General features: G+C 44.2%; 17 protein-coding genes and 2 pseudogenes. 12 read left to right on the top strand and 7 right to left on the bottom strand.

What is annotated here, in order from left to right:
- The first annotated feature begins 54 nt into the window (after window positions 1-54).
- The gene (gene acnB, locus NIES1031_RS18190) at window positions 55-2,661 is read left to right on the top strand and encodes a bifunctional aconitate hydratase 2/2-methylisocitrate dehydratase (RefSeq protein WP_073550911.1); all 2,607 of its coding nucleotides are present in this window, start codon (window positions 55-57) and stop codon (window positions 2,659-2,661) included.
- A gap of 177 nt (window positions 2,662-2,838) precedes the next feature.
- Here acnB and NIES1031_RS18185 read toward each other — a convergent pair whose 3' ends face one another.
- The 5 genes and pseudogenes from NIES1031_RS18185 to NIES1031_RS18165 all read right to left on the bottom strand — a co-directional run bounded on the left by NIES1031_RS18185 (window position 2,839) and on the right by NIES1031_RS18165 (window position 6,173).
- A complete protein-coding gene (locus NIES1031_RS18185) occupies window positions 2,839-3,558 on the bottom strand; it encodes a dienelactone hydrolase family protein (protein ID WP_236738896.1) in 720 nt (239 codons plus the stop codon).
- Window positions 3,559-3,649: 91 nt separating this feature from the next.
- Window positions 3,650-4,555, bottom strand: a complete 906-nt coding sequence (locus NIES1031_RS18180) for a helix-turn-helix domain-containing protein (RefSeq protein ID WP_073550909.1) — start codon at window positions 4,553-4,555, stop codon at window positions 3,650-3,652.
- 305 nt (window positions 4,556-4,860) lie between these two features.
- Window positions 4,861-5,077: pseudogene (locus NIES1031_RS18175) on the bottom strand (type II toxin-antitoxin system HicA family toxin).
- A gap of 2 nt (window positions 5,078-5,079) precedes the next feature.
- The gene (locus tag NIES1031_RS18170; RefSeq protein WP_073550950.1) at window positions 5,080-5,286 is read right to left on the bottom strand and encodes a type II toxin-antitoxin system HicB family antitoxin; all 207 of its coding nucleotides are present in this window, start codon (window positions 5,284-5,286) and stop codon (window positions 5,080-5,082) included.
- Between the two features lie 515 nt (window positions 5,287-5,801).
- On the bottom strand, window positions 5,802-6,173 hold the full coding sequence (locus NIES1031_RS18165) for a winged helix-turn-helix transcriptional regulator (protein WP_073550908.1): 372 nt from the start codon (window positions 6,171-6,173) through the stop codon (window positions 5,802-5,804).
- A gap of 110 nt (window positions 6,174-6,283) precedes the next feature.
- On the opposite strand from NIES1031_RS18165, the gene NIES1031_RS18160 reads away from it, so the two are divergent.
- From NIES1031_RS18160 to NIES1031_RS18145, 4 genes are all read left to right on the top strand, one after another.
- Entirely contained in the window at window positions 6,284-7,378 is a 1,095-nt protein-coding gene (locus NIES1031_RS18160; protein ID WP_178378176.1) for a S1C family serine protease, read from the top strand.
- A 163-nt stretch (window positions 7,379-7,541) separates the two neighbouring features.
- On the top strand, window positions 7,542-8,489 hold the full coding sequence (locus NIES1031_RS18155) for an SMP-30/gluconolactonase/LRE family protein (protein WP_073550907.1): 948 nt from the start codon (window positions 7,542-7,544) through the stop codon (window positions 8,487-8,489).
- Between the two features lie 92 nt (window positions 8,490-8,581).
- The gene (locus tag NIES1031_RS18150) at window positions 8,582-9,469 is read left to right on the top strand and encodes a hypothetical protein (RefSeq protein WP_073550906.1); all 888 of its coding nucleotides are present in this window, start codon (window positions 8,582-8,584) and stop codon (window positions 9,467-9,469) included.
- A gap of 96 nt (window positions 9,470-9,565) precedes the next feature.
- Window positions 9,566-10,315 carry an SDR family NAD(P)-dependent oxidoreductase gene (locus tag NIES1031_RS18145; protein ID WP_073550905.1) on the top strand — a complete coding sequence of 250 codons (750 nt, stop codon included), beginning with the start codon at window positions 9,566-9,568 and terminating at the stop codon, window positions 10,313-10,315.
- A 133-nt stretch (window positions 10,316-10,448) separates the two neighbouring features.
- Here the strand turns inward: NIES1031_RS18145 and topA are convergent, their stop codons facing one another.
- Entirely contained in the window at window positions 10,449-13,151 is a 2,703-nt protein-coding gene (topA, locus tag NIES1031_RS18140; RefSeq protein WP_073550904.1) for a type I DNA topoisomerase, read from the bottom strand.
- Window positions 13,152-13,627: 476 nt separating this feature from the next.
- On the opposite strand from topA, the gene NIES1031_RS18135 reads away from it, so the two are divergent.
- The 7 genes and pseudogenes from NIES1031_RS18135 to NIES1031_RS18105 all read left to right on the top strand — a co-directional run bounded on the left by NIES1031_RS18135 (window position 13,628) and on the right by NIES1031_RS18105 (window position 20,804).
- A complete protein-coding gene (locus NIES1031_RS18135) occupies window positions 13,628-14,398 on the top strand; it encodes a Uma2 family endonuclease (protein ID WP_073550903.1) in 771 nt (256 codons plus the stop codon).
- Window positions 14,399-14,893: 495 nt separating this feature from the next.
- Window positions 14,894-15,990: pseudogene (locus NIES1031_RS23460) on the top strand (IS630 family transposase).
- 31 nt (window positions 15,991-16,021) lie between these two features.
- Window positions 16,022-16,153, top strand: coding sequence for a hypothetical protein (locus NIES1031_RS26095; protein WP_269086024.1), 132 nt, complete (start codon window positions 16,022-16,024; stop codon window positions 16,151-16,153).
- A gap of 78 nt (window positions 16,154-16,231) precedes the next feature.
- Complete coding sequence (locus NIES1031_RS24475) at window positions 16,232-16,465, top strand: hypothetical protein (protein WP_073550901.1); 234 nt, start codon at window positions 16,232-16,234, stop codon at window positions 16,463-16,465.
- A gap of 598 nt (window positions 16,466-17,063) precedes the next feature.
- Window positions 17,064-18,635 (top strand): NAD(P)H-quinone oxidoreductase subunit N, encoded by a 1,572-nt coding sequence (locus NIES1031_RS18115; RefSeq protein ID WP_073550900.1) that lies wholly within the window; start codon window positions 17,064-17,066, stop codon window positions 18,633-18,635.
- Between the two features lie 72 nt (window positions 18,636-18,707).
- Entirely contained in the window at window positions 18,708-20,537 is a 1,830-nt protein-coding gene (cobJ, locus tag NIES1031_RS18110) for a precorrin-3B C(17)-methyltransferase (protein ID WP_073550899.1), read from the top strand.
- Between the two features lie 75 nt (window positions 20,538-20,612).
- Window positions 20,613-20,804: a hypothetical protein gene (locus NIES1031_RS18105; RefSeq protein WP_143167805.1), complete on the top strand. Its 192-nt coding sequence runs from the start codon at window positions 20,613-20,615 to the stop codon at window positions 20,802-20,804.
- 153 nt (window positions 20,805-20,957) lie between these two features.
- Here the strand turns inward: NIES1031_RS18105 and NIES1031_RS18100 are convergent, their stop codons facing one another.
- Window positions 20,958-21,308: a phage holin family protein gene (locus NIES1031_RS18100; protein ID WP_073550897.1), complete on the bottom strand. Its 351-nt coding sequence runs from the start codon at window positions 21,306-21,308 to the stop codon at window positions 20,958-20,960.
- Window positions 21,309-21,370 lie beyond the last annotated feature (62 nt).

Genomic DNA, 21,370 nt, shown 5'->3' with positions numbered 1-21,370 from the left:
GCGGCGTTAACCTTGCACTAAAAAGATAAAATGGCTGATTTAATGGAGATGAGAATGCTGGAAGAATATCGGCAACACGTCGCCCAAAGACAAGCAATGGGAATTCCCCCCTTACCTTTGGACGCACAGCAAACAGCAGATGTATGTGAATTATTAAAAGCACCACCCGCAGGAGAAGAAGAAACTTTACTGCATCTATTACGCGATCGCGTTCCGCCTGGTGTTGATCCCGCCGCCTATGTCAAAGCTGGATTTCTCACGGCGATCGCCAAAGGCGAAACAATAAGCCCGTTAATTTCTCCCACTTATGCAATCGAACTGTTAGGCACAATGATGGGCGGATACAACGTGCGATCGCTTGTTGAATTACTATCCGCAGAAGATGAATTAGCCACAGTAGCGACAACGGCTTTGAGTAAAACTTTACTAGTCTACGACGCCTTTCATGATGTTGAAGAATTAGCAAAAACGAATTCTTACGCGCAAAAAGTTATGCAATCGTGGGCGGATGCGGAATGGTTTACAGCGCGATCACCCTTACCTGAAGCGATTACCGTTACCGTCTTTAAAGTTCCAGGCGAAACAAACACCGACGATCTTTCTCCAGCAACACACGCGACGACACGTCCCGATATTCCGCTACACGCGCTAGCAATGCTAGAGTCACGCGTTCCTGGGGCATTAGACACAATTGCCGAATTAAAGCACAAGGGACATCCTTTAGCGTATGTTGGTGATGTTGTGGGGACAGGTTCCTCGCGTAAATCTGCGATTAACTCAGTATTGTGGCACATTGGACAAGATATTCCGTACGTGCCGAACAAACGTGCAGGGGGATATGTTTTAGGAAGTGCGATCGCGCCGATTTTCTTCAACACTGCTGAAGACGCAGGGGCGTTACCGATTCAGTGCGATGTGACTAAGATGGAAACGGGCATGGTAGTCACCATCTATCCCTACAAAGGTGAAATTACCAACGAAGCCGGAGACGTCATTTCTACCTTTAAATTACAACCTGATACAATAACCGATGAAGTTCGCGCCGGCGGGCGCATTCCTTTACTGATTGGGCGCACCCTCACCGACAAAACGCGCATCGCGATGGGATTAGAACCGAGTTCTATCTTCATTCGTCCGCAGCAACCGATAGATACAGGCAAAGGTTACACCCTCGCGCAAAAAATGGTAGGCAAAGCTTGTGGCTTACCTGGTGTTCGTCCTGGAACATCATGCGAACCGATTATGACGACAGTTGGTTCTCAAGATACCACAGGACCGATGACTCGCGACGAACTCAAAGAACTTGCGTGTCTCGGCTTTAGCGCAGATTTAGTGATGCAGAGTTTCTGTCATACCGCCGCTTATCCGAAACCTGTCGATATTAAAACGCATCACGAACTTCCTGATTTCTTCGCCTCGCGGGGTGGCGTTGCTTTACGCCCTGGCGATGGCATTATTCACTCATGGTTAAATCGGATGCTGTTACCCGACACGGTGGGAACCGGTGGCGATTCGCATACGCGCTTTCCTTTAGGAATTTCCTTCCCCGCCGGTTCAGGATTAGTCGCATTTGCGGCGGCGTTGGGTGTCATGCCGTTAAATATGCCAGAATCGGTTTTAGTTCGGTTTAAAGGCAAGTTGCAACCAGGTGTCACCTTACGCGATGTTGTCAACGCGATTCCTTACGTTGCGATTCAAAAAGGTTTACTCACCGTTGCTAAACAGAACAAGAAAAACGTCTTTTCTGGGCGGATTATGGAAATCGAAGGCTTACCCGATTTAAAAGTCGAACAAGCTTTTGAATTAACCGATGCAACAGCAGAGCGATCGTGTGCAGGTTGTACAATTAAGTTGAGTGTTGAGACAATTTCCGAGTATTTGCGTTCCAACGTCGCGCTGATGAAAAATATGGTGGCGCGGGGTTATCAAGATGCGCGGACGATCATGCGCCGCGTTGCCAAGATGGAACAATGGCTAGCAAATCCAGTATTAATGGAAGCAGATGGCGATGCAGAATATGCAGAGATTATCGAAATTGATTTGAACGAAATCAAAGAACCAATTGTCGCTGCGCCCAACGACCCTGATAATGTCAAATTATTATCTGAAGTCGCTAACGATCCTGTACAAGAAGTCTTTGTCGGTTCGTGTATGACGAATATTGGTCATTACCGCGCTACCGCTAAAGTCTTAGAAGGCGCAGGTTCGGTACAAACTCGCTTGTGGATTTGTCCGCCAACGCGCATGGACGAAAATCAACTTAAAGAAGAAGGCGTTTACGGTATCTTTGGGGCAGCTGGGGCGCGAACTGAAATGCCTGGTTGTAGTTTGTGCATGGGGAACCAAGCACGAGTTGCAGATAAAACAACAGTCTTTTCTACCTCTACACGCAACTTCAATAACCGTATGGGAAAAGATGCGCGTGTCTATCTCGGTTCTGCGGAATTAGCCGCAGTTTGTGCCTTGTTAGGACGCATTCCTACAGTTGAGGAATACATGGATATTGTTGCGCATAAAATTCATCCGTTTGCTGATGATTTGTATCGCTATCTCAACTTCGATCAAATCACTGGTTTTGAAGATGAAGGGCGCGTAATTCCTTTAGAAGAAATGCCTAAAATTGAAGACATTTTAGGAATTCCCGCAGGTACATTGTCATAGATAAATTTAGGGTGGGTAATTACCCACCTACACATTTTAAAATACCTAAAACCTCTGGATAAATACAAGCGCGAATATATTTGCTACTAGATAAACCCTGTCCACCTTTGTAAACTTACTCATAGTGTGCGCGAGTATACTTTGCTTAAATAGCCGCGACTTCAGGGCATCTATGATTTATGCTCGCCACAAATGTTTGCGAAAGAACTGCATCAGTTCGCGCCAAGCGTCTTCCGCTGCTAAGCGATTGTACGAAGAACGTTCGTTGCAGAAAAACCCATGCTCGGCATCAGGATAAACTTTCAACGTGTACTCTTTACCAAGTTCTTGAAATCGTGTTTCGATTTGGTGAATGCGATCGCGCGAAATAAAAGGATCTCTACCCCCGAAAAACAAATAAACAGGCACTGTAACGTTTTCTACTGCCATAATCCACTCATCTAAAACCATACCGTAAAAAGGCGCTGCTGCGGCAATTTCAGCCGAAAACTTGCAAGCCGTTAAAAAAGTCAACCCACCACCCAAACAAAAACCAGTGACACCAATTCTATCTGGGTTCGCGTGCGATCGCGTTTTTAAGTAACCTAATGCTGCTTGAAGATCCGCTTCCATAGGCTTACCAAAATCAAGCCGCCACATCATCGCCATAGCCTGCTCTACCTCATCGTAACCAAACTTGTTGTTGAGTTCGCGATAGTATAAATCTGGCACAAGAACTATGTATCCTTCTTTTGCAATACGGGTTGCAACATCGTGGATATGCGCAGTTAAGCCAAAAGCTTCCATCAACAGCAGAACAGCGGGTACGCGCTCAAGCTCAACAGGTGTACATAAGAAAGCAGACATCTGTCCATCGGGTGTCTGAATCATCACCTCTGATTGTTCAATTTGCATCATTTTTTCCAGAAAACCCTACTACTGACAGCTTAAAAAACTAGCAAGTCGAGACTCTAGAAAAATGCTGCGGAGTTTTGGGATATTCTTGCGATTAGACTTGTAAAAATTGTTTTGGTGTCGTGCCAAGCATACGCTTAAAACACCGAGTCAGATGACTTTGATCGCAAAAGCCAACGCAAAAAGCAATCTCTGCAATACTCAACTTGCTGTGTTGCAACAGATATTTTGCTCGATCGATTCGGCGCTGCAAGATGTATTGATGAGGTGTAACACCCATACTTTGCTTAAACAATCGCAAAAAGTGATATGGACTGATTTGCGCGATCGCCGCAATTTCTGTTAGTGTTAAATCCTGATGTAGATGTTCGTTGATGTAGTCTTTTATGAGAACTAGCTTTGCTGGCGATAATCCATCTGAGTATCTAGAAAGTTTAGGAGATGTCGCGCAATAGTTTCGTAAAAGGTGAATTGCCAACACTGTTTTCAAACTATCAACTAGCAACTGTCCGCCAATTCTGCCAGATTCTAATTCATCTTTTAAAGTTAAGAAGATGCTTTGCAGCAGTGCGTCTTGCTTACTCATAAACTGCGGTATCAATTCAATACCGTCAGGGTTTACCCAATCTTGACCGATGCGTTGGAGAAGTACAGGCTCAAGAGCTAAAACCATAAACTCAACTGATGTGTTCCAATTACAGCGGTGGGAAATATTAGCAGGAATAATCGCAATGTCTCCAGTATTTCGTGTTTCTTTGCTTCGCTTTCCATCCAACCATCGCTCTCCTGATGAGTCTTCTATAGATGGAGAGTAAAGTCCGCAAGCAATAACGTGCATCGTGTGTTGATGCTCCGCAATCTCAAATTTTGGCTGCTGATAAACTTCTAAGTGAATATCGCTCCAACCGCCGCTTGAGAGAATCGATGGTTGGGGTAGCAGTGCATTTGCTGCATTGACTTGGCGATAGTCAATAGTACTGATGGGTTGTGGCAATTCCATCTTGCGCTCAAACTAATGGGAAGTTCTCTTTTGACTTGGCGATAGTAAAAACGCGATCGCATCCATCACGTTCCAAATATAGCAATCCTGTCTGATTTGTGAAAATTATTTATTTTAACGAACCACAGAGACGCAGAGAACCCAGAGAGAAGAATCAAGGGAGGTGTTCGCAAATAAATTAGGTTTGCTATATTATCCTGCAAGTCAAGTCATGCTAACTCAATTTTGACATCTACAAGTAGGCTCTTGGTTGTGTCTCCACCGAATTGGCGGTCTAACGGTGAAGTTAGGTCGCAGTCCATGTATCAAATTGCAGAAACAAACTCGCTGATTGTAAGCCCTGCAGTAGGAATCAAACTCCGCAGCGTCCCTTTTGCTACTTCACGATGATCGGGAACAGATAATGTGGCTAACTCTCCTTCCTTGACCAAGATAATATGGCTTCCACTTTGACGTGCAACTAAACGACTCAAACACACGAACAACTTCACGTCCGCTAAGTACAGGAAGAGTGGATGCCATAACTAAGCCACAACCTCTACTTGATGAGTCTCTATGGTAAGAGGTAAGCCTCGCTCTGCACGAACTTGTAAGCAGGCAGCTATTGCATCTTTAATGTTCTCTAGTGCTTCTTCCTTAGTCTGTCCTTGACTAACACAACCTGGAATACTGGGGCACTCTACGATCCATGCACCATCTTCATCACGATCAAGCGTTACATTAAATTTCATCTTTCCCATCCACTAAGTGTGTGACTGTGGTCTGGTACAAATTCAACTCACTTTTCATAAATTATCTCATAGTGAAGTCAATATCGCTCCAACCGCTGCTAGAGAGAATGGATAACTTGGCAATAGTCAATAATGCTGATAGGTTGCGCTAGCAATCTCATCTTGCGCTCAAACAAATGAGAAGTTCTATTTTAACTTTGTAATAGAAAATGCGATCGTACCCACCAAATCCAAAATATTATCCCTAAGCAAAGTTACGCTAACTTGATCTCGACATCTACAAGTCGGCTTTTGTTGTGCTAGCAGCAAGTAGATACAAGTAGATATCTGTAATTAAATTATCAGCGGGCAAATTCTTCCGTCTCCATTAACGCAGGAGCAAGTTGAGCAATTAATAGATTTAGGTAAGTTGAGTGAGTGAATTCACAAAAATTCGATAGGATGCTTGACCTCTTTATGACGCTTATAGAAGCTCGAAGCGATCGCTCATTCTCAAATCTTGTTTTAATGAAATACTAGCGATCACCACCATCATATCGACTTCGTGCTGCTTCGACTTCAGGAAGGTAATTTTCTGCCCAACGACACAGCGTAGATAAGGGTTCAGTTAGCGTTGTCCCTAAAGCAGTTAAAGAATATTCCACCATTGGTGGGACAACAGGATAGACTTTGCGACTGACAATCCCATCGCGTTCTAAATTGCGTAATGTCTGCGTTAGCATTTTTTGCGAAATGCCACCGATTTCTCTTTGTAACTCGCTGTATCGCTTCGTTCCTTTAGCAAGACGGTAAATAATAATTGCAGTCCACTTATCGGCAATAAGATCTAAAACTTGCCGTGAGGGACAATTAGCATCACAAACGCTGTTTTCCTGATGACTTACCATAAAGTATGTATAGCACTTTTGAGTGCCTTCTTGTCAAAAAGAGTGAGCAATTGACACAATCTATAAAATGACAACAATACCCCCTCTACAAATGTACAGGAGCAGCCGCTATGAAAAATCTGCAACTGGTCGCCAACGATTTCGAGAATGAGGGGATGCAAACCTCGCCAACAACAAATCCTACAGAGGACACTTTGTTGGGCGGCTACGCCGACTTGAAGAAAGTGTCCGGTGCAGATGAACAGTTACTTGATGCCTATTCGCAAGCTGTCATTAGTGTAGTTGAAAAAGTTAGCCCCGCAGTTGTCAATATTGATGTGCATCGACAATTGCAATCGCGGCGCAGGAATAACCAAACCTTCATGCAAGAAGTACGTGGTAACGGTTCGGGCTTCGTTTTTACGCGGGATGGTTATATTCTCACGAATAGCCATGTTGTCCACAATGCAACCAAAATCGAGGTGACACTCGCAGATGGTCGCAATTTTATCGCCGAGTTGATTGGTGACGATCCTGATACCGATTTAGCAGTGATTAGAATTGATGCACCTAATCTTGTAGCTGCCAAATTAGGAGATTCGCAATCGTTACGTGCAGGACAATTGGCGATCGCAATTGGCAATCCCTACGGTTTCCAAACTACGGTGACAACAGGTGTCGTCAGTGCTTTAGGGCGTTCGTTTCGTTCGCGTTCTGGTCGCTTGATAGATAATATCATTCAAACTGATGCCGCTTTGAACCCTGGTAACTCTGGCGGACCACTTGTAACATCGCACGGTGAAGTTATTGGCATCAACACTGCTGTGATTATATCCGCACAAGGTATTTGCTTTGCTGTACCAATTAATACTGCCAAGATGATTATCGGATCTCTCATTCGCGATGGTAAAGTCCGGCGCGGTTACATTGGTATCGGTGGGCAAAATGTACCGCTACCGCGTCGGGTCGTGCTATTTCATGAATTATCCTTAGAAAGCGGTGTTTTGGTAATTTCCACCGAAGAAAATAGCCCAGCCCAAAAAGCAGGTTTACAAGAAGGTGATGTCATCGTGGGCATCAATCAGCAACCAATTGCAAATATCGATGACTTGCATAAACTATTAACTCACGATCAAGTTGGAGTGCGATCGCAACTGACAATTCTTCGCCATTCTCAAAAACTAGTTGTGGATATTGTTCCTGAAGAATCGCCAACTAGGAATTAGGAGTACAGGTAATTAGTGACTAGTGGCTAGTGCTTCCCTAAGTTTTTCTAAGGTGCGATCACTGTACTCAATTACCAGTAACATAGAGGTGTGATCGCCTCTAATTCAATTTCTACATCGGGTGACATCTCTTGGTTAAATTTTCACTTACCAGAGAGTCAATATGAAATTTCAATCTTTGCTCGTTGTCTGTGGCTTGTTACTTTTATTCAACGTCAAACCTAGTAGTGGCAATGAAAATGAATTAGGTGCGATTAAAAGTGGTAATGCTCAAGTAGAAAAACTCGCTGGCGGCTACAAGTTTCTTGAGGGACCACTTTGGCATCCAGATGGTTTTCTGTTATTTAGTGATACCCCAGCTAATACAATTTACAAACTGTCTTCTGATGGCAAAGTAGAAGTTTTCCGCCGACCTGCAGGATATCCCAATGGTAATACTTTAGACCGTGAGGGTAGACTTGTTACGGCACAACACGATCGCAGTGTGACACGTACCGAAGAAGATGGCAAAGTTGTTACTTTAGCAACTCACTACACACAGAGAAAGCTAAATAGTCCTAATGATATTGTTGTCAAATCCGATAACAGCATTTATTTTACCGATCCGCCCTTTGGTATTCGGAAACCTTATGCAGTCAAAGAACAACCCGAAGAACTCGGTTTTTCCGGTGTTTATCGTTTGACAGAAGATGGTCAATTAATGCTTCTTGTCAAGGATGTAAAGCTACCAAACGGACTTGCTTTCTCACCTGATGAGAAACGTTTGTACATCAATGATTCTCAAGAAGGGAATATTCGCGTATTTGATGTCAAAACAGACGGTACTCTAACTAATGGTCGCATATTTGCAGATTTAAACGTTCCAGGGAAAGAACGATTAGCTGATGGAATGAAAGTAGACTCGCAAGGGAATGTTTATTCGACAGGACCCGAAGGTATTTGGATTTTTTCACCGCAAGGTAAACTACTAGATAAGATTTCTGTCCCCGAAGGTACGACAAATATTGCTTGGGGAGGTAGAGATTACAAAACACTGTACATCACAACTTATACGAGTCTTTACCAAATTTCACTCAACAATGTTGCTGGTGTAACCTCAAGCAAAAAGTAAAGTATGCAATTGCGCATAGCCCAGCGCCCGAAGCGATCACTTTTTTTTAACCTAGAAGACTTACATTCTGTAATAACTTTCAGTAATGGCTTATGACACCAATTCGCATTTTAATGCAGACCACGATTCCTCCTAGTGAGGATGACTGGACAATTGATCGCTTTTCGTTATTGCGCGACTACCTGGCATCATTAACAGATGAAACTGGAAATCCACTTTATGAAGTCACTGTACGTAACCGCGAATCAAATTCTGACGATCCGATTCTGAGTAATATCGATAACTCCAATTTTGATGAACTGTGGTTGTTTGCAGTTGATATCGGGGGTGGACTTACTGAAACAGAATGTCAGGCGATCGCAGAATTTCGCAGACAAGGTAAAGGGCTTTTAATCGCACGAGATCACCAAGATTTAGGTTCGTCAATTTGCAATCTTGATGGTGTTGGCACTGCAAACTATTTTCATACGCAAAACCAAGATCCAGATGAATCGCGACGCTGTAACGACGATCCTTACACCACATATATTTCATGGCCAAACTATCATTCTGGTAGCAACGGCGATTATCAAAAAATTACACCAATTGAACCAACTCACGAACTGCTACACAACCCCAACTCACCATCTGGGGTTGTTGAGTTTTTCCCTGCACATCCTCATGAAGGTGGTGTTGGACTCGCTTCTGATGCAGAAAATGCCAGAGTCATTGCTACAGGTAGAAGTAAAGTCACAGGTCGCACTTTCAACCTTGCGGTAGTATTTGAGCCTATCCAGGACGATAATGGTAGTCTTGGACGCGCTATCACCGAGTCAACTTTTCACCACTTTTGTGATTACAACTGGGATGTAGATATGGGCTGTCCCAGCTTTGTTGAAGAACCACCAGGAGAAGGAATGAAAACAGAACCACGCGCCTTGGCAGATATCAAAACTTATGTTCGCAATATTGCTGCATGGCTTGCACCTATAAAAAAATAATTCGCCTCTGACACTAGATTTTTTCAATTTTGTCAAGTTATCTGACAACGATTTTCTAGTTTTTGATTGCCCAGCACATATATTCATGGAAAAACAATGGCAAATAAATTAGATGGAAAAGTTGCGTTAATTACAGGTGCGTCTTCTGGTATTGGTGAAGCGTCTGCATTAGCATTAGCTGCTGAGGGTGCGAAAGTCGTTTTAGCCGCACGTCGTCTCGACCGCTTAGAGAAATTAGTCAGTCAAATTAAAGATAGTGGAAAAGAAGCGATCGCAATTCAAACTGATATCACCGACCAAGCCCAAATAACCGAGATGGTGCAAAAAGCCAATGCTAATTTTGGTAGTGTAGACATCTTAATTAATAACGCAGGTGTCATGCTGACAGGACTAGTTGATGGTGCAGATACCTCTGACTGGCGGCGGATGGTCGATATCGATCTTTTAGGTCTAATGTATGCTACTCATGCAGCTTTGCCAATTATGAAAGCACAAGGCTGCGGACATATTATTAATATTGCCTCAGTAGCAGGTCGGCAGACTTTTGCCAATTTTGCAGTTTACAACGCAGTCAAGTTCGGTGTTGTTGCGTTTAGCGAGGCACTGCGTAAAGAAGTGTACCAAAATAAAATTCGCGTAACTGTCATTGAACCTGGCGCTGTTGCTACCGAATTAACCGATCACATTACAGACCAAGAATCTAAGCAGCAAGTTGAAGGAATGTATCAATCGGTAACGCCCTTAGAAAGTGAAGATATTGCGAATGCCATTGTTTACGCTGTAACGCAACCTGCACGGGTAAACGTGAGCGAAATTCTGATAATGCCAACGGAACAGGTGTTGTAAACACCTTAACACTTACCCACCACCAAACAACAAGCTAATACTCGTGACTCTGGGGAATATAGATGGAAACCGCAGATGTGATCGTGATTGGTAGCGGACAAGTGTGATGATTAAAGGTACGTGATCGCTGTGTCTACTTCGTCTTTGAGCTAGATGTTGCTCTTGTGCGGCTACTCGAACTACTGCGAGTTGTTTTCTTCGCAGTGGTTGACTTTGTAGTTGCTTTACCATTAGTGCTTGTGGAAGACTTGCGACGAGTTGATTTAGAATTTTTGGTCTTCGTTGCTAATAATTCGAGTGCGGTAGCGAGCGTCATATCGTCTACCGATTTGCCTTCGGGTAGACCAACATTAGTTTTACCATGTTTAATATACGAACCATAAGGACCGTCATAGATATTCACGGGTTCTCCATCGTCAGGGTGCGTACCAAGTTCTTTTAATGGTGCTTTGGTTTTGCTACGACCGCCACTGCGTCCTTTTTTCGGTTCCGATAGCAACTCTAAAGCGCGCTCTAAAGTCACCGTAAACACATCATCCCCAGCTTTGAGCGAACGATAATCTTTTCCTTCTTTTCCTTGGTCATGCGCGACGTATGGACCAAAAGGACCAATTGAAGCTTGGATCTTACCACCCGTTGCGGGATGAGTTCCCAATAACCGAGGTAAAGATAAAAGCCCGACAGCCTGATCGAGGGTGAGGTTTTCGATTGTTACTCCCTTTGGTAAAGATGCTCTTTTCGGTTTAGGATTTTCTTCGGTAGCTTCTCCAAGTTGAATATAAGGACCGCGACTACCAATGAGTACATAAATCGGTTCTCCGGTTTCAGGATGGCGACCTAATTGATCGGGACCTTCGGTTTTTTGCCGAAGTAATACCTCGACTTGTTCGGGATCTAAATCTGCGGGGTTAATGTTATTGGGAATTGAAGCTGTGACAACTCCATAGCCGTTTTCTACTTCAATGTAGGGACCAAATTTACCGATGCGAACTTTAGCGGCTAAGTCTTTGAGTTCGACAGTGCGCGCAGTGGTTGGATCGATTTGATTTTCACGTTCCTTAACAAGCGTTTCTAAACCTGAATCACCCAAATAAAACTCTCGCAAGTAAGGCAGCCACTCCGCTTCACCTGTGGCAATATCATCTAAGGTTTGCTCCATTTTGGATGTAAAGCTAGTGTTGACCAAATCAGGGAAATATTTTTCTAGTAATCCTGTGACGGCGAAAGCAGTAAAAGTAGGAACGAGTGCATTGCTGACAAGTTGAGCATAACCACGGTCAATAATTGTGCCAATAATACTTGCATAGGTACTCGGACGACCGATTCCCTCACTTTCTAGCGTTTTGACTAAAGAGGCTTCGGTATAGCGTGCAGGTGGCTGCGTTTCGTGTTTGATTGCTTCAAGTTTCTTACAATTTGGGCGATCGCCTACTTTCAAATTAGGCAAAATCACTTCCTGATCTTCTAACGCCGCTTCAGGATCGTCAGAACCTTCGACATACGCGCGTAAGTATCCTGGAAAATCAATTCGCTTACCACTCGACCGAAATCCCGCATCTTCGACTTGCAAATGCATCACAATTTGCGTTTGCTTCGCATCTGCCATTTGGCTCGCAACTGTACGCTTCCAAATCAAATCATACAGTGACAGTTCGCGTCCACTTAAACCTGTTTCTTGCGGTGTTCTAAACGTACTTCCCGCCGGACGAATTGCCTCGTGGGCTTCTTGAGCACCTTTACTCTTAGTCGTGTATTGTCGGGGTGAGGGACTGAGGTATTGCTTTCCGTAGAGTTGTTCAACACAAGTTCGTGCAGATGCGATCGCCTGATCCGATAAATGCACCGAGTCGGTACGCATATAGGTAATATACCCTTGCTCGTACAAACTTTGCGCTGTGCGCATTGTATCGCGTGCTGAGAGCCTTAATTTTCGGTTAGCTTCTTGTTGCAAGGTTGAAGTTGTAAACGGTGGTGCAGGCTTGCGCGTCACCGGACGTTCTTCTAAATCGGTAACTTGCCAAGGTTTTCCTTTAAGGCGGTCTTTTAAAGCTTTTGCTTCGGCTTCATTGAGCAAAACAACTTTGCGCCCAGCAATTAGTTTGCCAGTTTCTTCGTCAAAATCGCTACCATTGGCGACTTTGGTTCCTCCCAATGTGACCAAGCGCGACTCAAAAGCGTTTTTTGATGCGATCCCGTCACTTTCTGCCTCTAATTCTGCTTTTAGATCCCAATACGTCGCTTGACGAAACGCCCGACGCTGACGCTCTTTTTCCACCAACAACCGCACTGCTACCGATTGTACCCGCCCTGCTGATAAGCCCCAAGCAATTTTCTTCCACAGCAGCGGTGATAACGTATAACCCACAAGCCGATCTAAAATTCTTCTTGTTTCTTGGGCGCGGACAAGTTGCTCGTCAACATCGCGACAATTCTTTAACGCCTTGCGGATCGCATCTTGTGTAATTTCATGAAATACCATCCGCTTAATCGGTACTTTGGGCTTAAGTAGTTGCAATAAATGCCAACTTATGCTTTCACCCTCGCGGTCTTCGTCTGTCGCGAGGACCAATTCGTCTGCACTTTTCAGTGCTTCTTTCAGTTGAGTAACGACCTTCTTTTTGTCCTTCGGGACGATATACAACGGTTCAAAGTCAGCATCCACATTAACACCCAGTTGCGCCCATTTTTCGCCTTTCACCGCCGCCGGAATATCGCTAGCCGATTGCGGAAGGTCACGGATATGACCCATAGACGCTTCCACGCGATAACCGTTTGGCAAGTAGTTACGAATGGTACGGGCTTTTGTGGGAGATTCGACAATGACCAGGGTTGACATGGGTTCTTGGAGATAAAAATAGCAGCTAGGCTAAACAGACAACTTTAAGGAAATTACCTCATTTGTCAAGAGGCATGATTGAAGAACGAAAGCAGGAGTTGGACGACTCTTAATTTAGGTTTACATCTAAATTGCACTCTTCAATAGTGATACCCCTAGATCTCTAGGTTATAACTAACAAATCTACATCCGACAAAAGTTACTCAAGTAACTAAGCTGAATGTAATACGTAAGCAATGTGTTTCAGCTTGACTGAACATGATGCGAGGAAGTTGAAAAAGCATATTATTCTCATTTGTAACATCACATAAACAGCTTGTGTCATGCTCCTCATCAAGTTTGATGTGTGTTTGCAGCTTGCTTCAGTGTTGCCAAGTATTTTAGCGATCGCACTGCAAATGCCAAGAACACACAGCAACTCCTTCACTTCTAATAATCAAGATAAAACAAAGTCAAATCCATACTAGGCAGACTTTATGGCAACCCAACTAGAGCAAACCAAAGCGCCACAACTGGTGATATCGTGGGCAGCGCTGCCCGATGACTTTCAACTCGAAGACGAGCCAGTGGAAAATGCAGGTCAACCCCTGCTTGCAGGTGCGTTGCGTAAAAGTTTAGAAATCAGTGGTTTCATTCAGCCGCAGATGTTGATTGCGTCGAATTTCGGTCTGTGCGCGACTGTGAATCGGCAATTCGTGATCAAAGCACCCGATTGGGTATATGTTCCGCGTGTCAATCAAGCGCTATGCGATCGCAAAAGCTACACCCCCAATCGCGAAGGCGATGTTCCCCAAGTTGTGATGGAATTTTTATCCAACACTGACGGACAAAAATATTCAGTCAAGCGCACTTATCCACCAGGAAAGTGGTTTTTTTACGAGCAAATATTACAAGTTCCGATTTATGTAATTTTTGACCCCAATGATGGATTATTAGAGTTTTATCAACTCGAAAACGGACGCTATGAACTCAAGCAACCCGATCAAAATGGTCGTCATTGGATTGATGCCATGAATTTATTTCTCGGAACTTGGCAAGGAACAAAAGAAGCCCGCACAGGATATTGGTTGCGGTGGTGGGACAAAATAGGGAATTTGTTACCGTGGGCAGTAGAACTGATAGACAGTGAACATCAACGCGCTGAACAAGAAAGCCAACGCGCTGAAATTGAACGTCAGCAAAAAGAACGACTGATTACTTTTTTGCGATCGCAGGGTATTGATCCTAACGATTTACCGACAGATTAAATATTTATGAATCGCTTTTTACAACCGTAATGTCTTTTCACATTTTCAGCTAGAAAAAATATGAGATAACTTCTCAATAAATTTGAGAATATACTTAACTAAAATGACAAAAATTTATATGAGTAAGGAGTGACCACCAAATGAAGATGCTTGCGAACAGTCTGGCGAAAGCTATTTATTTTACTATCCTGTACGCGAGAAAGTGAGACACACATTGCAGGACAAGATATAAATGTCAGAGTTCGCCTACAACCGCACTTGCTGCGATTACTGAGTAAAGGTCAGGAAATACATTTACCTTGCTTGCTTAAACCATTTTTGGAAACTGACACACCACCTTCATTAATTGAATTAGCACGACGAGTGCAGTTAAATAATCGCAAACTTAAGCTTTGATTTTGGGTGTAAGCTTTCAAGAAAACAAAGTAGAGAGACAAAAGTAAATGCTGTTATGTCAAGATAAGGAGGAAGCCTAATTTTAGTCCCTCTTTGCCAATGACTCGTCCTCGACTTCAAGTGGTTTTGAGCACCGAAGAAGACCGCACGTTGCTGGAACTGAGAACCGCCACTACCGTGCCCCAACGCACGAAAGACCGAGCTGAGGTGCTACGCCTGAGTCAGCGAGGATGGACGACCGAACAGATCGCTGAGTATTTTGACTGGCGGGTGGAGACGGTGCGGGAAACCATTTATCGCTGGCGAGACCAAGGCTTAGGCGGATTGTGGGATGCTCAGCGTCCGGGGCGTCGTCCCCAGTGGCAGGCAGCCGATATGGCGCACGTAGAGCAATGGTTGCAGCAGGACACTCAAACCCACAACGCCCAGCAGGTAGTGCATCAATTGCAAAAGGAGCGGCAAGTCACCTTGAGTCCACGGCAACTGCGACGGATTCTCAAAAAAAGGGCTACCGTTGGAAGCGCACCCGACAGAGCCATCGAGGCTTGCACAACCCAATAGAGAAACAACACAAACAAGCAGACTTGGAATTGTTGCAGCAAGCGGCACGGGAAGGACATTTGAAGTTGAAATACCTGGATGAATCCGGCTTCGATTGCTGGAGTCCCGTCAGCTATAGCTGGTGTTTGGTGGGCACGCAAAAGCGGCAGGAGCAGACTGCAAGACATGGCAGACGGGTCAACATCATTGGCGTGTGGGAACCGGATTGCCGGTTCACCTATGGTTTAAGTGTGGGAAGTATCACGAGTGCCACCTACATTCGCTTCATCGATGAGCAAGCCAAACAAGCGCAACGGTTGTTTCAGCGAACGGGCAAAATCACCGTGATTGCCCAGGATAATGCTCGGATTCACACCAGTCTGGCAGTACAGCAACGGATTGCAGTCTGGCAGCAAAAGGGGCTATACCTCTTCTATCTGCCCCGCTACAGTTCAGAGTTGAATCCGATTGAGGGGGAGTGGCATCAGATTAAAGCGCATCAGATTCGAGGACGGATGTTTGAGGATGAATATGATTTAGCAATGGCAGTGATTGCAAGCGTGCAATCTAGAGGAGAGATAACGGGATGTCGAGTGAAACGCTTCGGATTCAAATCCAAGAAGAGTCGAAAGCAAACTTCTAGGTCTTCAGTTTAACCTTGTTTAGTTGTGTCCATCTACTAAGTTATTGTCTTCCATTGCTCCCACGGTGCTAATAAAAACTGATACAAAGGGATGGCAAGATATTATTCAAATTATCGCTAAAGCACTCGCTCAAGAAGACAATGTACAACAAGTCATTGATTCGTATCAACAATAGCTTGCTGAAGTTCGCACCCAATTAGCTCCTCTAGGAACCACCCATCCGCGAGTGTTGAATGTCATTTGTAGTCAATCGATGGACTACATTGAGATTGGATACAGTGGAAACACAGTTCGCCTCTTGAAAGCCGTTGGATTTCAACCTGTATTACTTAATAATGTAGAACCAAAATCAGGATTACGAGCCACAGTCACAATTGAAACATTATCCCAAATCTATGCAGATATTATCATTGTCCATACTTGGCTTGAGCAATGGGAAGACAATTATACTTATAATGTTCTCCTAGAAAAACTCAAGCAAAAATAAGTTAAAAATCCTCTTTTTCACGCTTCAAGAGCATGGAAAGAAGGTCGAGTTTACTTCGTTGACTATCAAATGTAGGGGAGTGTTATTGGTGTACCAATTGCTGATTCTCTGATATTAAAGCAACTGCCAGCACTTCTACTTTCACCGGTACAAGGTAATTTAAATTAATATTAATAACATCTATATTACTCCATACACAATTCCTCGCTAACTCTTTCTTCGTGTAATTTGTGTACTCCCCTGTGGGCAGGCTGCGCCAATGTAGTTTGTCTGCCAAACATCGACAACTTAAATTTTAGAAAGTTCACAATACGTTCAATGCGCTCAAGGTTGTAGAAAGACAGCGTCTTGTGCCTTAAGTAACCACCACTCATAGTCACAGCAAAGTTAACAAGTTACACTATTTCACTAGATAAAAACTACAAATCATTCTTCTCTGCCCCTCTGCTGCCTATTTTTTTTGTAGTAACTTCAAAGTTAAATGGTATTACGCCGCCGTAATTGCCGAAAAAATCAAAAAGCACACGCGCAGCGGAACTATATGATAGACAATAAAGTTAACACAGCGATTGTCTCATAGCTAAAACTCATATCACTCATGGATTTTGCTAATCTTGTAGACCAGTTAAATGCTGGAACAATTTTGCCCGAAGGGATAGTGCTAACTACCCTGATGGTGATTGTCATAGGCGATTTGATTGTCGGACGTAGTGCATCGCGCTGGATTCCATATACAGCGATCGCAGGTTTACTTGCCGCCATCGTCGCGTTATATCTTCAATGGGATAACCCCGCCCCAATTTCATTTCTCGGTGCTTTTAATAGCGATGACCTCAGTATCGTCTTTCGCGGTATCATCGCGCTATCGACTGCGGTAACGATTTTGATGTCGATTCGCTATATTGAACAATCTGGCACAGCTTTAGCAGAATTCATCGGAATTATGCTGACAGCAACGCTGGGTGGGATGTTCTTGTCTGGGGCTTCTGAATTAGTCACAATTTTCATCTCTCTCGAGACTCTCAGTATCTCTTCGTACTTGATGACAGGATACACCAAGCGCGATCCCCGCTCGAACGAAGCCGCGTTGAAATATTTGCTGATTGGTGCTTCAAGTACAGGTGTTTTTCTGTATGGAGTCTCCTTACTGTATGGTTTATCAGGAGGCGAAACTCAACTCAGTGCGATCGCTTCCGCAATTGCAGATGCTAACTTGAGCCAATCCCTCGGCTTGGTGATTTCTTTAGTCTTTGTGATTGCAGGTGTTGCTTTTAAAATTTCGGCTGCGCCCTTTCACCAGTGGACACCCGACGTTTACGAAGGTTCACCGTCACCTGTTGTAGCGTTTTTATCCGTAGGTTCCAAAGCCGCAGGATTTGCTTTAGCAATTCGTCTGATGAATAGCGCCTTCCCGTTACTGATTGACGAGTGGCAATTTGTCTTTACCGCGCTGGCTGTCCTCAGTATGGTGCTAGGTAACGTCGTCGCGCTGGCACAAACTAGTATGAAACGGATGCTAGCTTATTCCTCGATTGGACAAGCTGGATTCGTGATGATTGGTTTAATTGCGGGAACCGAAGCAGGATACGCCAGTATGGTATTTTACCTATTGGTTTACCTATTTATGAACTTGGGAGCGTTTACCTGTTTGATTCTATTTACACTACGGACAGGAACCGACCAAATTAGCGAATATTCGGGACTTTATCAAAAAGATCCTTTGCTAACGCTGTGTTTAAGTATCTGCTTGCTATCTTTAGGCGGTATTCCACCTCTGGCAGGATTCTTCGGTAAGATTTACTTATTCTGGGCAGGTTGGCAAGCCGGACAATATGGATTGGTGTTACTCGGTTTAGTCACCACGGTAGTTTCAATTTACTACTATATTCGTGTCGTACGCATGATGGTTGTTAAAGAACCGCAAGAAATGTCTGACGCGGTGAAAAACTATCCCGAAGTACAATGGAATTTACCTGGAATGCGACCGCTGCAAGTCGGCTTAGTGCTAACCTTGGTAGCTACATCCTTAGCAGGAATTTTGTCAAATCCGTTATTCACTTTGGCTAACACCTCAATTGCACGGACAACCACACTACAACCCATTGTTATTAGTTCTCACTTTGGTGCTACTGCGCCAGCAGAAAATTCTGCACTTCAAACTCAGCAATAAGCAGCAATGTATTCATAGCTGCTTCCATATTAGTAGCCTGACTTAATTCGTCAGGCTTTTTCATTGAAATTGATGAATTTATCAGAAGTTCAACCAATCGCAGCAATTGCCACAACCCCGATATCAGCCAAAACGCTGCAAAAAATATATCAAAATGGTATCACTCTCTGGGTTCCAGAATCAATTGGTGATATTGGAGGAGCAAAGGTTTACACGGATTCGCTCAAAACTCATGTCGCTGAACTTTGGAAAACACACCGAGGTTTAATCTTTGGTTTAGCAACGGGCGCGGTGGTGCGGCTTATAGCACCTTTACTTCAACATAAATCTTGCGATCCAGCAGTTGTTGTTGTCGATGAAACTGGTAAGTTTGTTATTAGTTTGTGCAGCGGACACCAAGGCGGTGCTGATAAACTGACGCAAGCGATCGCACGCTTACTCAATGCGACACCGATATTAACTGGCACTGCATCTACATTAGGATTACCTGCAGTTGATATTTTAGGAAATCCCTTCGGTTGGCAAAAGGGTGTAGGAAATTGGACAGAAGTTAGTGCCGCAGTAGCACGCAATGAACCAGTACAAGTTATTCAAGAAGCTGGTTCTACGCTATGGCAATCTACCGCAAGCTTTCAAAAATCTAGTTTAACCCTTGAAACCACTCCCAACACACCAGCAATTTATATTACCCCTCACCCTTGCCAATGCCTTACCCCTCATATCCCCTCTATCCACTGGCATCCGCGTGTATTATGGCTGGGAATTGGTTGCGAACGCGGGACATCGCGGGAATTAATTAAGAGCGCAATTACACAAGTTTGTCAAGAGTATCAATTCGCCGAACAGGCGATCGCAGGTATTGCCACAATTGATCTCAAAGCAGATGAAGTTGGATTAGTTGAATTGTGTCGCGATTGCAATTTTCCTTTACGGACTTTCTCTGCTGATGTTTTGCGTAGCGTTACTGTCCCCAATCCCTCAAAGATCGTTGATGCGGAAGTGGGAACCCCTAGTGTTGCCGAAGCTGCGGCGTTGTGCGCTGCAAAAGCGCAAAATCTACTTGTTGCTAAGCAAATTTTTCGTGCTGCTGAATTTCAAGGCGCTGTTACAGTTGCGATCGCGCAAGCCGAACAAGAATATACTGGACGTGCTGGCAGATTGTTATTGGTAGGGATAGGACCAGGACAATTAGATCAAATTACTCCTGCTGCACAAGCGGCGATCGCTTCTGCGGATGCCGTTATCGGTTATTCGTTGTACATCGATTTGGTCGCCCCACTCCTCCAGCCACATCAAATCATCGAAGCCTTACCCATCACTCAAGAACGCCAACGGGCGCAACGCGCAATTTCCCTCGCCCAGTGGGGTTTGACGGTTGCTGTCATTTCTTCGGGTGATATTGGTATTTATGGAATGGCGGGTTTAGTTTTAGAAGAACTGCTTCTTCAAGGCTGGGATGGTAAAACTCCCAATGTAGAAGTGTTTCCAGGAATTACCGCGATGCAAGCCGCTGCTGCGCGTTTAGGTGCGCCATTAATGCATGATTTTTGTGCAATTAGTTTAAGCGATTTACTCACACCGTGGGAAGTCATTGAAAAGCGCTTACACGCCGCCGCCCAAGCAGATTTTGTTACCGCATTATATAATCCGCGATCGCAAACCCGCATTCAACAACTTACGAGTGCGATTGAGATATTCTTACAGTATCGTCATCCGCAAACACCTGTAGCAGTAGTACGTTCTGCTTACCGTCAAGACGAACAAATTACGCTGACAACCCTTGAAAAAGTACTTGATGTACCTGTAGATATGCTCACAACAGTTTTAATCGGCAACCAAAGTACGCGCACTCAAGGCGACTGGATGATTACACCACGAGGGTATAATGCTGTTTTGCCGTAGGAGTTGCTGCGTTTGGGAAAAAGCAGGCGTGTAAAGGAGCAGGGGAACCAGTGCGGTGCGGGAGGTCGTGCGGAGGTGTCCTCCGTTGTAGCAACTGGCGTGAACCAAGGAGAATTGAAACTATGTGGTATAACATTAATGGGTAAAGGTAATAATAATCGTGCCGTTGTCATTGGCGGTAGTATTGCGGGGCTACTTGCAGCAAGAGTACTAGCAGATTATTTTCCGCTCAAGGTCGTCGAGAAGTCAGTAGCGGTGGATTATTAAGTTGGTATACAAATCGCTTATTGCAGCTTAATAACAGCGATCCACACACGTATACTCAACTCATCCAAATCGTTAATTTGCTGCGCTCACCGCTACAACTTTATCACCCCAAAGTTATCTTTCGCGTTGTCCGAAAGTCCTCCAGCAAGAAAACTAACGGCGAACGCTACCAACTAAAAAGGTAAGTAAACTTGTCACCAGCGTTAAAACAATTGAACCTAACAAAGCTGGAAAAAACCCAGTGACAACAAAACCAGGAGTAATGGCACCCGCTAGCCAAATGACTAAGGCGTTAATGATAAATAAAAATAATCCTAAAGTGACAACGGTAAGTGGTAGTGTCAGTAACACTAAAATCGGCTTGGCGATCGCATTGAGCAATCCCAAAATCACCGCAGCCAGCAACGCCGAAGCAAAACTTGTCACTGCAAATCCTGGCACTATATAAGCTGTGATCACAAGTGCGATCGCACTCAAAACCCAAATCAGAACAAACTGAAGCATAACATTCACTCCTCAAATATTTAGCGTGTACAAGTACCAAAATACCTATATGAGAGATACGC

Source organism: Chroogloeocystis siderophila 5.2 s.c.1 (assembly GCF_001904655.1).
Classification (GTDB): domain Bacteria; phylum Cyanobacteriota; class Cyanobacteriia; order Cyanobacteriales; family Chroococcidiopsidaceae; genus Chroogloeocystis; species Chroogloeocystis siderophila.
Note: the sequence above shows the minus strand (reverse complement) of the source record. Positions and strands in the feature narration are given on the sequence as shown.